A 12691-nucleotide genomic window follows, 5' to 3' on the forward strand; every position below is an offset into this window, starting at 1 on the left:
CAATGGTTTCTGCAGCCATGAGCCGGGGCGGAGAGCACGCAAGTGCCCTCCGCTCCTTCCTTAAGAGAGCCGCCCAGTTCGTCATCGTTCTCGCAACGACGCTGCTGGGCCTCGTCGCCGTGACCTTCTTCATCGGCCGCATCGTGCCGATCGACCCGGTCATCGCCATCGTGGGCGATCGCGCTCCGCCGCAGGTCTACGAGCGCGTGCGCAACGAGCTCGGCCTCGACAAGCCGCTGATCGAGCAGTTCGTCATCTACGTGAAGAAGGCCGCCACAGGAGATTTCGGCAATTCCGTGCTCACCACGAACCCGGTGATGACGGATATCGCCAACGTCTTTCCGGCAACGCTGGAGCTTGCGACCCTCGGCACCATCATCGGCACCATCATCGGCATTCCGCTCGGGGTTCTTGCAGCCGTAAGGCGCGGAAGCTGGATCGACCAGATCGTGCGCCTTTTGGGGCTCGTCGGTTATTCGGTACCGATCTTCTGGCTCGGCCTGATGGGCCTGCTCCTCTTCTACGCGAAGCTCGGCTGGGTCGCAGGGCCCGGACGAATAGACGTCACCTATTCGTATCTTTACACGCCAGTCACCGGGATCGTGCTCATCGACACCCTCATGCAGGGCCAGATGGATGCATTCTGGGACGCGGTTTCCCACGTCATCCTGCCGGCCTGTCTCCTCGGCTATTTCTCGCTCGCCTATATCAGCCGCATGACACGCTCCTTCATGCTCAACGAGCTGGCGCAGGAATACGTGATTGCCGCCCGCGTGAAGGGCCTTTCGGAATTCCGTGTGATCTGGCGCCACGCGCTGCGCAACGCCGCCGTTCCGCTGATCACCGTGATCGCTCTTTCGTACGCGAACCTGCTGGAAGGCTCCGTGCTGACCGAAACCGTTTTCGCGTGGCCGGGGCTTGGGCAATACATCACCAACTCCCTTCAGAATGCGGACATGAATGCCGTGCTCGGCGGAACCATCGTGATCGGAACCGTCTTCGTGCTGCTCAACCTCGTGTCCGACCTCCTTTACCGCCTACTCGATCCGAGGACACGCTGATGGCCGGCGCCCCTCCCCTTCCCCAACCCTCCGGCCTTCAGGCCTGGCTGCTCTCGTCCGAGCCCGCCTCCCGCTGGCAGGCCCGCCTCGGGCGCGGCTATCTCGGCTGGCGCGCGTTCACGAAAAATCCGCTCGCCGTCCTGGGCCTTATCATCGTCCTGCTGCTCATCCTTGTCGCGATCTTTGCGCCGCTCATCGCGCCCTACTCGCCGATTGCCGGAGGCAATCTGCGCACGGAGCGCCTATTGCCGCCGAGCGAGACGTTCTGGTTCGGCACCGATGATCAGGGACGCGACATCTTCTCGCGGGTCGTCTACGGCTCCCGCGTCACGCTTTGGGTCGTGATGCTGGTTGCCGTGATCGCAACGCCGATCGGGGTCCTCATCGGCACCGTCGCGGGGTATCTCGGCGGATGGGTCGATACGGTCCTGATGCGGATCACCGACATTTTCCTTGCCTTCCCTCGCCTCATCCTGGCCCTGGCCTTCGTGGCAGCACTCGGCCCGGGCATCGAGAACGCGATCATCGCCATCTCGATCACATCCTGGCCGCCTTATGCCCGTATCGCCCGGGCAGAAACGCTGACGGTCCGCAACAGCGACTTCATCGCGGCCGTGAAGCTCCAGGGCGCCTCCACGCCCCGGATCATTCTCGGCCACATCATTCCGCTGTGCATTTCGTCCATCATCGTTCGCGTCACCCTCGACATGGCAGGCATCATCCTGACCGCCGCCGGCCTCGGCTTCCTGGGCCTCGGCGCACAGCCGCCCATGCCGGAATGGGGCGCGATGGTCGCGACGGGACGCAACTACCTCATCGACCAATGGTGGGTCGCCGCCATGCCGGGCCTTGCCATCTTCATCGTCAGCCTGGGCTTCAACCTGCTGGGTGACGGCCTGCGCGACGTGCTCGATCCGAAGGCCGCGAAATGACGAAGCCGCTGCTCGAAGTCGAGGACCTGCGTGTCCGCTTTCACCTGCGCACCGGCACCATCGAGGCGGTGCGGGGCGTTTCCTTCCAGCTTGGCCGTGAGCGGCTCGGCATCGTCGGCGAATCCGGCTCCGGAAAGTCGCAGACGGGACGGGCCATTCTCGGTCTGACGCCGCCGCCCGGGGAGGTCACGGCAAAACGCCTGACCTTCGACGGGATCGACCTTCTGACCGCCTCAAGGCGCACTCTGCGGCACCTGCGCGGGGGTCGCATCTCCATGGTGATGCAGGACCCGAAATATTCGCTCAATCCTGTCATGACCATCGGCGAGCAGATCATCGAGGCCTATCAGGCCCATGCCAAATCTGCCGGTCGCGGGGAGGCACGCGACCGGGCCCTCGCCATGCTGGAAGCCGTGAAGATGCGCAATCCTGAGCGTGTCTTCTCCCTCTATCCGCATGAGGTTTCAGGCGGCATGGGCCAGCGCGCCATGATCGCCATGATGCTCGTGACGGAGCCCGACCTGCTGATCGCCGACGAGCCGACCTCTGCGCTTGACGTCACGGTCTCGATGGAGGTTCTGCGGATCCTCGACGAGCTCGTCTCCGAGCGCGGCATGAGCCTCATCTTCATCTCCCACGACCTGAAGCTGGTCTCCTCGTTCTGCGACCGCGTTCTCGTGATGTATGCCGGGCGCGTGGTGGAGGAGCTTGAGGCGAAGCACCTGCGCGAAGCCAAGCACCCCTACACGCAGGGCCTCATGCGCTGCCTGCCGACACTTGCGGACGACGTTCGCCCGCTCCCGACCCTCAACCGCGACCCTGCCTGGGCCCTATAAAGATCCGATGCTCGATATTCAGAACCTCAAAGTCGTCTACGGAACGGGCCGTCTGCGCGTCGAGGCTGTGAAGGATGTCAGCTTTCATGTGGAAGCAGGCGCCTCTTACGGGCTCGTCGGGGAATCCGGTTCGGGCAAGTCGACGGTCCTGAGGGCCATCTGCGGTCTCGCGCCGATTTCCGCGGGCCGCGTGCTCGTTGACGGGCAGGCCGTGAAAACGCCCCGGGACAAGGCCTTCTACCGCACCGTGCAGATGGTCTTTCAGGATCCCTATGCTTCGCTGCACCCGCGCCACACGGTTGATCGGACCCTGTCCGAGCCGCTCGCCATCCATGGCGAGAAGGATGCGGAGGCACGCATTCTGCAGGCCCTGCGCGAAGTCGGCCTCGGGCCCTCGTTCCGGTTCCGCTATCCGCACCAGCTCTCCGGCGGCCAACGCCAGCGCATCGCCATCGCGCGGGCGCTGATCCTGCGCCCGAAGGTCCTGCTCCTCGACGAGCCGACCTCCGCGCTCGATGCTTCCGTGCAGGCGGAAATCCTGAACCTGCTCGACGAGTTGCGGCGCAAGATGGGCCTGACCTACATCCTCGTCAGCCACGATCTCGCCGTCGTTGCGCATCTGTGCGACCGGCTTCTCGTCATGCGCCATGGCGAAGGCGTCGAGGAAACCACCGCTGCGGCTCTCCGCTCCGGCCAGGCCTCGAGCAGCTACACGCGCGAACTGATCGAGGCGAGCCGCGGTTTCTCGCGGGATGCGGTGAAAGCCACAACCGTTGCCTCCTAGTCCTTCCACATTCCACCAGCCTGCGTGAGCCCATGTCCCAATCTTCCCTGATGCCGGTCTTCGACGGCCACAATGACGTTCTCTTGCGCCTGATGCGCGGCAAGATGCAGCCCGAGCGTGCCTTTCTGGAAGGCGACAATATCGGCCATCTGGACTGGCCGCGCATGAAGGAAGGTGGCTTTGCGGGCGGCTTCTTCGCGGTCTACGTCCCCTCGGAGGGAGGCGGCGTCGATGTGGACGCGCTGATGTCCCAGCCGCAATACGACGTACCGCTCCCTGGGCCGCTGCGTCTCGATCATAGCCAGCAGGTCACTGTCCATATGGCCGCCCTGCTGCTTCGGATCGAGCGCGCCTCCAAGGGCGAGGTCAAGGTGTGCCGCACTGCCGCGGACATTCGAGAGTGCATGAAGAGGGGCGCCCTTGCAGCCATCCTGCACATCGAGGGCGCAGAGGGGATCGATCCCGATCTGTACATGCTCGATGTGCTCTACGGCAGCGGTCTGCGTTCCATCGGGCCAGTCTGGAGCCGCTCCAACATCTTCGGGCACGGCGTGCCGTTCCGCTATCCGTCGAGCCCCGATACGGGACCCGGCCTGACCGACCTCGGCAAGGAATTGATCAAGGCGTGCAACCGCCTCAAGATCATGATCGATCTGTCCCACCTCAACGAGAAGGGGTTCTGGGACGTGGCGAAGCTGACCGATGCTCCCCTCGTGGCGACGCATTCCAACGCTCACGCCATCTGCCCCCATTCGCGCAACCTGACCGACAAGCAGCTCGCAGCCATTCGCGAGAGCCGCGGCATGGTGGGTGTCAACTTCGCGACTTCCTTCATCCGCGCGGACGGCCTGCGCAGTGACGAGACGACCCTTGAGGAAATGATCCAGCATATGGACCACCTCATCGAGCATGTGGGCGTCGACGGTGTCGGCTTGGGCTCCGACTTCGATGGCGCCACCATTCCGGCGGAAATCGGCGATGCGCGCGGCCTGCCACGGCTTGTCGATGCCATGCGTCGGCACGGCTATGACGAAGCCACCCTGCGCAAGCTCTGCTACGAGAACTGGATCAACGTCCTGGAGCGCACCTGGGGCGCCTAGAAACGCGAATGGTGAGACGGGCCGGCCGCCTCACCGGCAAATGAGATCCTCAAGAGCGGAGCCGTTCCACGGACGTGGGGCGGCTCCGAAGCTTTGCGGCTCAGGCTTGCGCCTTCGACGTCAGGGCGAAGAGACTGGCAATTCCGCCGACACCCAGCATCAGCAGCAGGCTGACGGCATTGATAGCCGGGGTCGCGCCTTCGCGCATCTGGCCATACATGGTGATCGGCAGGGGCGGCTCGGAACCGACCAACATCAGGGTCGTGTTGAAGTTCTCGAACGACATGAGCAGCGCGACCAGCCCCGCCCCGATGAGCGCAGGCCGTAGGAAGGGCAACGTGACGGTCCTCAGCACATGTGCCCGGCTCGCGCCGAGATCGAAGGCCGCCTCCTCGAGCGCACGGTCGAATTTGCGCAAGCGCGCCGCAATGATCAGCGTCGCAATGGTGAGGATGAACGACAACTGGCCGAGAATGACGAGCGGCAATCCCGGACGAAGGGGATCGAGATCCGTCTGAAGAGCCTCCTCCAAGCCGTTCGCGACCCGAGAGAAGAATGCAAGGATCGATATGCCGAGGATGACGCCCGGGATGACCAGGGGCCAGAGCATCATCATGGCGACTAAGGACTTGCCGGGAAATTCCGCCCGCTCCAGCACCCAGGCATTGACCGTGCCGATGAGAACGGCAAGAAGCGCCACCGGGATCGCAACCTTCAGGCTGTTGCCGATACTGTCGAGCCAGATCGGATCGACAAGGACGCCGGGCTTGCCGAAAGCCGAACCGTTCCCGATGAACCATTCCAGTGTCCAGCCTCTCCAGGGCGGCGACGGGAACGGACTGGCATTAAAGGCGAAGATCGCGACGACCAGGAGCGGCGCGAACAGGAACAGATAAAACGCCGCGATATAGAGCTTCCAGGCGATGGTCGGACGGTTCATGGCTCAAGCCTGCCGGAGGGTCGTTCCAAGGCCCTGCCCGCTCAGACGCAGGCCGGCCCAGACGATCACGGATGAAAGGACGAGCAGAAGCATGCCGAAGGCGGCACCCTGCGGCCAGTTGAAGCGCGTGATGAACTGCGCATAGATCTGCTCGGTGAACCACAGCCCATTCTTGCCTCCCAGCAGCACCGGCGTCGCGAAATTGCCGACCGTGAGCATGAAGACGATGATGGAACCCGCAACGATGCCCGGCATGGCATGCGGGATGACGATTCTCCGCAGAACGGTCCAGCGGCTCCCTCCGAGATCATATCCCGCCTCGACCACCGATGGTTCCAGGCTTTCGAGCGCATTGGCGAGCGGCACGATCATGAACAGCAGTCCGCCATAGACGAGGCCGAGGATGACGGCGCCGTCGTTGTAGAGCATCTCGACCGGCTGGCTCGCGAGGCCTGTGCTCTGAAGCAGGTAGGAGATAAGGCCCGTCTCGCGCAGGAGGATCATCCAGCCCAGGGTCCTGACGAGCTCGGACACCCAGAACGGCAGCAGACACAGGAGAAGCAGCATCGCCTTCAGGCGGCCCTGCGCGACGCGGGCGATATAGAGCGCGATCGGGAAGGCGAGCACCAGCGTCAGCGCCGTGACGAGGATCGACATGATCGCCGTACGCGCGAAGGTGCGCCAGTAGAGCGGCTCCGTGAAGAATTCCAGATAATTGCCGAGGCCGAACCGGTAGACCCGCGGCCCAACGCGTTCGCTCAAGGACAGGATCAGGATCTCCACATGTGGGAGAACGATCAGAAGGCCGAGCCAGATCAGGGCCGGCGCCAGCAGCAGGAAAAGGGTCAGGCGCTGCGCCGGTTTCATGCCGCGAAGACCTTCATGGCATCCGCAGTCCAGCCGACATGGATCGGAGCGCCGACCTCGATCCCGGCCAGAGGCCCGGCCTGAGGCAGGACCGCTCGGATTGGCTGGTCGAAACCGGCCGTGTCGATCAGAAGGCTCGAATTGGCGCCATCGAACAACACGGCTGCCACACGCCCCTCGAAGCGGTTCGGAAGAGCCTGCAGGCTCGTTACGTCCGATGAAAGGGCGATGGCCTCCGGCCGGACGAAGCAAAGCACCGATTTCGCCGACACGGCCCCCATGCCCTGGACGACGCCGCCCGAGGCGAGCCTCACCTTTGCGGTTCCGGAGGCCTCGCCGCCCCCCTCCCCGGCCCAGCGGTTCGTTTCTCCGACGAAGCTCGCCACGAAGGGCGTCATGGGGTTGTGGTAAAGCTCCCGCGGGCTTCCCACCTGCTCGAAGCGGCCCTGGTTCATCACGGCGATCCGGTCGGACATGACCAGCGCCTCGGACTGGTCGTGCGTGATGTAGACGAAGGTGGTGTTGAAGGTGGCCTGAAGTTGCTTGAGCTCGATCTTCATGTGCTCGCGCAGCTTGAGGTCGAGGGCGCCCAGCGGCTCGTCGAGAAGCACGAGTGTCGGCTCCAGCACCAGGCAGCGGGCGATGGCGACGCGCTGCCGCTGACCGCCCGACAGGGCGGTGACCCGGCGCTCGGCAAAGCCTTTCAGACCCACGCGCTCCAGCATGAGCATCGCGCGCCGTTCCGCCTCCGCCCGCCCAACGCCCCGGCAGATCAGGCCGTAGGCCACGTTCTCGCCGACGCTCATCATGGGAAAGAGCGCCAGGCTCTGGAACACCATGTTGACCGGGCGACGGTTGGCCGGCACCCCGACCATCGATGTGCCGCGGATGCGGATATCGCCGGATGTGGGCTCCTCGAAACCGGCGATCATGCGCATGAGCGTGGTCTTGCCGCAGCCGGACGGGCCGAGGATCGAGAAGAACTCACCAGGGGCAACGGAGAAGGACACGTCGTTCACGGCGAGGTGGGAACCGAACCGCTTGGTGACGTTGAGGAGGTCGAGATCGCTGGAGGAAGCCATGGGCACCGTACGCATGAAAACTCATCCCCCGGCCAAGCCGGGGGATGACAATGGCAGAGAGCGGCGCGTTACGAACCGGCCTTCAGGCGGTCGAGAACCTTGCCCTCGATCTCCTCGATTCCAGCCGGAACGGCCGGATACCACTTGATGTTGTCGATCGCGGCCTTCGGGAAGCTCTCGGCGAACTGGTCCTTCAGCTTGCCCTGCATCAGCTTGTCGGCGCCGTTAGAGGCCGTGAAATTGCCGGCGGACGCAGCCACCTTCGCGGCAATCTCGGGACGCATGTTGAAGTTAATCCACTTATAGGCCGCGTCGTCGTTACGGCCCTTGGCCGGGATCGCAAAGGTATCAACCCAGCCCAGCGCGCCGGATTTCGGTGCGATGAACTTGATGTCCGGATTCTCGGAATTCAGCTTCCAACCGCCCGTGTCCCAAGCCATGGCGGCGACCACTTCACCGGAGCGCAGGGCGTTCAGGAGCTGGTCCTTGCCGTCCCAGAAGAACTTCACGTTCTTCTTGCACTCGGCAAGCTTGGCGCCGACCTTCTCCATCATCTCGGCATATTTCTTCTGGTCCTTATAGGCCGCGAAGGGATCCATGCCGTTGGCGAACGCGAAGGCGATGAGCGTCGGGCGCTTGGCGCGGAAGCTCGACTTTCCGGCGACCGCGGCGCTGCAGAGATCCGGATAGTCGGCAACGTTCGGGGCCGCCTTCGTGTTAACCACGAGCCCGTCCGTTCCCCAGATGTGCGGCACACCGTAAACCTTGCCGTCGACGGTGGTGTTCTTCTTGGTCGCCTCAAGCATCGACGCGATGAAGAGGTCGGACTTCAGCTTCGACATGTCCAGCGGCTTGTAGATGCCGAACTCCTGCTGCGGTCCAGCGATGCGGTCCTGGCTCGGCTGGACGAGATCGAAGCCAGAGCCCTGGGTGGCGCGCAGCTTCGAGATCATTTCCTCGTTGTTTGAAAGCGTGATCTCGACTTCGATGCCGGTTTCCTTGGTGAATTGCTGCACCACGTCGGCCGGTGCGTAATCCGCCCATGTGAGGAGCCGCAGCTTCTCGGCTGCCTGCGCGCCGCCAGCGATCATGAGGGCGGCGAAAGCCGTAGCCAGCTTCAGGCTGGCGCGTTTGGTCAACATCGTAATCCTCCATTATGGTCCGGGTTCGGCCCGTGTTCCCCAGTTGCAAAACTATATGACAGCCGGACGACGCGCTACTGCCTTGAAAGGATTATGCTCCGGTTTCCGAGCCGGCTCAATTTCACCTGGACGGCTGACAAGGGGCTGGGCCACGGGATATGAAAGGTGCTCATCCGGAGCTTGACCATGCGTACCCTCTACCCCCCGATCGAACCCTACGACCATGGCTTGCTCGATGTCGGCGACGGCCATCGGGTCTATTGGGAGCTATGCGGCAATCCGAACGGAAAGCCCGTGGTTTTCCTTCACGGAGGCCCCGGCGGCGGCTGCTCGCCGTCGCAGCGCCGCCTGTTCAATCCGGAGAAATACAAGATCCTGCTCTTCGATCAGCGTGGCTGCGGGCGCTCGACCCCCTATGCCAGCCTCGATCACAACACGACCTGGGACCTGGTGGCCGATATGGAGCGGCTCCGCACCATGGTGGGTGCTGAAAAGTGGATGGTGTTCGGCGGCTCCTGGGGCAGCACCCTGGCCCTTGCCTATGCGGAAACTCACCCCGAGCGGGTCAGCGAACTCATTGTGCGGGGCATCTTCACCCTGAGGCGCTCCGAGCTTCTCTGGTATTATCAGGAAGGTGCTTCCTGGATGTTCCCGGACAAGTGGGAGCGTTTTCTGGCGCCCATCCCGCCCGAGGAGCGTGGCGACCTGATGGCCGCCTATCGCCGCCGCCTGACCGGTCCGGACATGGCGGTCCGGTTGGAGGCCGCAAAGGCCTGGAGCCTCTGGGAAGGTGAAACGATCACCCTGCTTCCGGACCAGGACTACTCGGACCAGTTCGGAGACGATCACTACGCCCTGGCCTTCGCCAGGATCGAGAACCACTATTTCGTGAATGGAGGCTTCTTCGAGGAGGGGCAGCTTCTGCGGGACGCTCATCGCCTGCGGGACATTCCCGGTGTCATCGTCCAGGGTCGCTACGACGTGGCGACGCCGCCGGCGACCGCCTGGGCGCTTCACAAGGCTTGGCCGGAAGCCCGGTTCGTCATGGTGCAGGATGCCGGCCATGCCTATACGGAGCCTGGCATCCTGCACTATCTCGTCGAGGCGACGGACGCCTTCACGGGGACTTAAGTCCCCGCGCCGCACCGCGATGCGTTACTCCGCCGTCCAGCCGCCGTCCATGGAGAGGTTGGTGCCCGTGATCTGACTGGCGGCGTCGGAGCAGAGGAACACCGCGAGGGCCGCCACCTGGTCGGGGGTCACGAACTGCTTGGTCGGCTGAGCCTCGAGCAGGACGTCGTTGATGACCTGCTCCTTGGTCATGTTCCGCGCCTTCATGGTGTCCGGAATCTGCTTTTCGACGAGCGGCGTCCAGACATAGCCCGGACTGATGCAATTGACCGTGACACCGGAGGTGGCGGCCTCCAGCGCGACCGTTTTCGTCAGCCCGGCAATGCCGTGCTTGGCCGCCACATAAGCCGACTTGAAGGGCGAAGCGACGAGAGAATGGGCCGAGGCCGTATTGATGATGCGTCCCCACTTGCGCGCCTTCATTCCTGGAAGCGCCGCCCGGATCGCATGGAAGGCCGACGAGAGATTGATCGCGATGATCTGGTCCCATTTCTCGACGGGAAAGTCCTCAACCGGGGAGACGAACTGGATACCGGCATTGTTGACGAGGATATCGACACCCCCGAAGGTCTCCTCGGCGAGGCGGATCATACCGGCGATCTCCTCGGGCTTGGTCATGTCGGCAGGGGAGTAGATGGCCTTGACGCCGAAGCTGCCCTCGATTTCGGCCCGGTTCTTCTCGATTTCCTCGGCCGGACCGAATCCGTTCAGGACAACAGACGCCCCCTCTTTCGCGAGGGCCCGTGCGATGGAAAGGCCGATGCCGCTGGTCGAGCCGGTGACGACGGCTGTCTTGGACTTCAAGGTCATGACGTGCTCCGGATATCCTGATAGAGGCTTCACGCAAGGCTCTGGCATAACATGGGGCGGGCAAGCGGCGGGAGTCCATGAATTTTCTCCCTCTCCGGGGCCGACGGACACGCTTCCGTCATGCTCTCGGGGCATTGCGTCGATCCAGGAAGAGCCATTGAACCCCTGGCCCCGATGTGAGATGGGCGATTGAGCATGAACGCATCTCTCGACAGGTCCACAGTGCAGGCACCCAGAATCCTTCCATGCGGCGATTGCGCTCTGTCGGTCGAGTTCGGGGATACCATCGACCCGGAGATCAACGGCAAGGTCCTGGCCCTGGATGACGCCCTGCGCGTAGCGGCGGTGCCGGGCATCCTCGAGACGGTTCCGACCTATCGCTCCCTGATGGTGCATTTCGACCCTACAATGGCCGATTACGCGGGTCTGTCACAGCGGCTGCTGTCGGAAGCCCAGGCGCTGACATCGCAAACCGTCGCGGGGCGGCGCTGGAAGGTACCTGTCGTCTATGGCGGCGCCTATGGCAGCGATCTTGACGACGTGGCCGAGCGCCACGGCATGAGCCCTTCGCGCCTGATCGAGCTGCATGCCGGGGCGGTCTACCGTATCTATATGATCGGCTTCATGCCCGGCTTCGCCTATCTCGGCGGTCTCGACCCGCAACTTGCGACCCCGCGCCGTGTCCAGCCCCGCGCCAGGATCCCCGCAGGCTCCATCATCATCGGCGGAGCTCAGGCCGCCGTCGCGTCGATCGAATGCCCGAGCGGCTGGCACCTTTTGGGCCGTACCCCGGTTCGAAGCTATGCGCCGGATCGCGACCCTGTCTTCCTCTTCTCGGCCGGAGACGAGATCGTCTTCGATCCCATCGACGAAGCGCGTTGGGCAGCCCTGGAGCGCGCCGCAGAAGCCGGAGAGCCGGTCGCCGAACAGGTGACGCCATGACCGCCCTCGTCGTGAAGTCCTGCGGCCCCATGACGTCCCTTCAGGACCATGGGCGATACGGATATCAGCGCTTCGGCGTCTCGCCATCCGGCGCCATGGATCGGCGCGGCTTGGCCCTGGCCAACGCCCTTGTCGGAAACCCGCCCTGGACCGCCGCCATCGAGTTCGTGCATCTCGGCGGTATCCTGTCGGTAAGTGGCGGCGATCTCCATATCGCTGTCGCCGGCGCGGATTGCGTCCTGAAGATCGACGGCAAACCTGTCCCGCCACGCAGCACTGCGACGCTCGAGGACGGGCAGACGGCCGAGATCGGTCCTGCCAGAAGCGGGACCTTCGCCTATCTGGCCGTGGCGGGTGGCTTTTCGGCCCCTCCCCAACTTAGGAGCCAGTCCCTTCATCTTCGCTCCCGTATGGGAGGGCTCGAAGGGCGCCCGCTGCAGGCGGGAGACCTCCTTGAATGTCGGGAAACCGCTCATCCAGGGGCTCATATGCACCTTCCGGCCGATTTTGCGCAGGAGGACGGCCCTATCCGCGTCATGCTCGGGCCGCAAGACGATTACTTTGCGCCAGAAGCGATCCGCGCCTTTCTTGAGAGCGAATTCACTGTCAGCTCCCATGCGGATCGTATGGGCTTCCAGCTCACAGGTCCCACGCTGGCACATGCCAAGGGTTTCAATATCGTCTCCGACGGGATCGTCGAGGGCCATATCCAGGTGCCGGGCAGCGGTCAGCCGATTGTCCTGATGCGCGACCGCCAGACCGCCGGGGGCTACCCGAAGATCGCCACCGTGATCAGCGCCGATCTCGACCGCCTCGCACAGGTGAGGCCGGGCTCCCCGATCCGGTTCCGCGCCGTCGATCGGGACGAGGCGGTGGCCGCAGCCCGCGCCTTCAAGGCATGGGTGGAATCCCTTCCAGCTGCCCTTATTCCCCTCCGATGGACACCGACGACCGAAGATTTGCTGGCAGCCAACCTGATCGGCGGCACCGTTCACGCATTGGACCCGGTATTGCCGGAGTAAGAGACGCTCTCAGGGCCCCGTCACACAAGCCGCGCCGAGGAG

Annotated in this window: 13 protein-coding genes; 8 read left to right on the forward strand and 5 right to left on the reverse strand. The window is 63.8% G+C overall.

Features of this window, described 5'->3' with window-relative positions:
- The first annotated feature begins 2 nt into the window (after nt 1-2).
- Genes C4E04_RS15620 through C4E04_RS15640 form a run of 5 tightly spaced genes read left to right on the forward strand, consistent with a single transcriptional unit; the run spans nt 3 to nt 4713 of the window.
- Nucleotides 3-1061, forward strand: a complete 1059-nt coding sequence (locus tag C4E04_RS15620) for an ABC transporter permease (protein ID WP_371682002.1) — start codon at nt 3-5, stop codon at nt 1059-1061.
- Nucleotides 1061-1993, forward strand: a complete 933-nt coding sequence (gene nikC / locus C4E04_RS15625) for a nickel transporter permease (RefSeq protein ID WP_109598801.1) — start codon at nt 1061-1063, stop codon at nt 1991-1993. Before C4E04_RS15620 ends, nikC begins: the two co-directional genes overlap by 1 nt.
- A complete protein-coding gene (locus C4E04_RS15630) occupies nt 1990-2829 on the forward strand; it encodes an ABC transporter ATP-binding protein (protein ID WP_109598803.1) in 840 nt (279 codons plus the stop codon). The genes nikC and C4E04_RS15630 overlap by 4 nt, the downstream gene beginning before the upstream one ends.
- 7 nt (nt 2830-2836) lie before the next feature.
- Nucleotides 2837-3613: an ABC transporter ATP-binding protein gene (locus tag C4E04_RS15635; RefSeq protein WP_109598805.1), complete on the forward strand. Its 777-nt coding sequence runs from the start codon at nt 2837-2839 to the stop codon at nt 3611-3613.
- A gap of 32 nt (nt 3614-3645) precedes the next feature.
- The gene (locus C4E04_RS15640) at nt 3646-4713 is read left to right on the forward strand and encodes a dipeptidase (protein ID WP_109598807.1); all 1068 of its coding nucleotides are present in this window, start codon (nt 3646-3648) and stop codon (nt 4711-4713) included.
- Nucleotides 4714-4813: 100 nt separating this feature from the next.
- Here C4E04_RS15640 and C4E04_RS15645 read toward each other — a convergent pair whose 3' ends face one another.
- From C4E04_RS15645 to C4E04_RS15660, 4 genes are read right to left on the reverse strand one after another with little or no spacing between them, the layout of a single operon-like run.
- A complete protein-coding gene (locus C4E04_RS15645) occupies nt 4814-5653 on the reverse strand; it encodes an ABC transporter permease (RefSeq protein ID WP_109598809.1) in 840 nt (279 codons plus the stop codon).
- Between the two features lie 3 nt (nt 5654-5656).
- On the reverse strand, nt 5657-6520 hold the full coding sequence (locus C4E04_RS15650; protein WP_109598811.1) for an ABC transporter permease: 864 nt from the start codon (nt 6518-6520) through the stop codon (nt 5657-5659).
- Complete coding sequence (locus tag C4E04_RS15655) at nt 6517-7617, reverse strand: ABC transporter ATP-binding protein (RefSeq protein WP_371682003.1); 1101 nt, start codon at nt 7615-7617, stop codon at nt 6517-6519. Before C4E04_RS15655 ends, C4E04_RS15650 begins: the two co-directional genes overlap by 4 nt.
- 53 nt (nt 7618-7670) lie before the next feature.
- A complete protein-coding gene (locus C4E04_RS15660) occupies nt 7671-8744 on the reverse strand; it encodes an extracellular solute-binding protein (RefSeq protein WP_109598813.1) in 1074 nt (357 codons plus the stop codon).
- A 186-nt stretch (nt 8745-8930) separates the two neighbouring features.
- Here C4E04_RS15660 and pip point away from each other — a divergent pair, with 186 nt between their 5' ends.
- On the forward strand, nt 8931-9875 hold the full coding sequence (gene pip / locus C4E04_RS15665) for a prolyl aminopeptidase (RefSeq protein ID WP_109598815.1): 945 nt from the start codon (nt 8931-8933) through the stop codon (nt 9873-9875).
- A 24-nt stretch (nt 9876-9899) separates the two neighbouring features.
- On the opposite strand, the gene C4E04_RS15670 is transcribed toward pip, so the two are convergent.
- Nucleotides 9900-10685, reverse strand: a complete 786-nt coding sequence (locus tag C4E04_RS15670) for a 3-hydroxybutyrate dehydrogenase (RefSeq protein ID WP_109598817.1) — start codon at nt 10683-10685, stop codon at nt 9900-9902.
- Between the two features lie 195 nt (nt 10686-10880).
- On the opposite strand from C4E04_RS15670, the gene pxpB reads away from it, so the two are divergent.
- Together pxpB and C4E04_RS15680 are read left to right on the forward strand one after the other, a co-directional pair.
- Nucleotides 10881-11627, forward strand: a complete 747-nt coding sequence (gene pxpB / locus C4E04_RS15675) for a 5-oxoprolinase subunit PxpB (RefSeq protein ID WP_109598819.1) — start codon at nt 10881-10883, stop codon at nt 11625-11627.
- Nucleotides 11624-12649: a biotin-dependent carboxyltransferase family protein gene (locus tag C4E04_RS15680; RefSeq protein WP_109598821.1), complete on the forward strand. Its 1026-nt coding sequence runs from the start codon at nt 11624-11626 to the stop codon at nt 12647-12649. Before pxpB ends, C4E04_RS15680 begins: the two co-directional genes overlap by 4 nt.
- The last annotated feature ends 42 nt before the right edge of the window (nt 12650-12691 follow it).

It is taken from the genome of Microvirga sp. 17 mud 1-3, assembly GCF_003151255.1.
GTDB lineage: Bacteria > Pseudomonadota > Alphaproteobacteria > Rhizobiales > Beijerinckiaceae > Microvirga.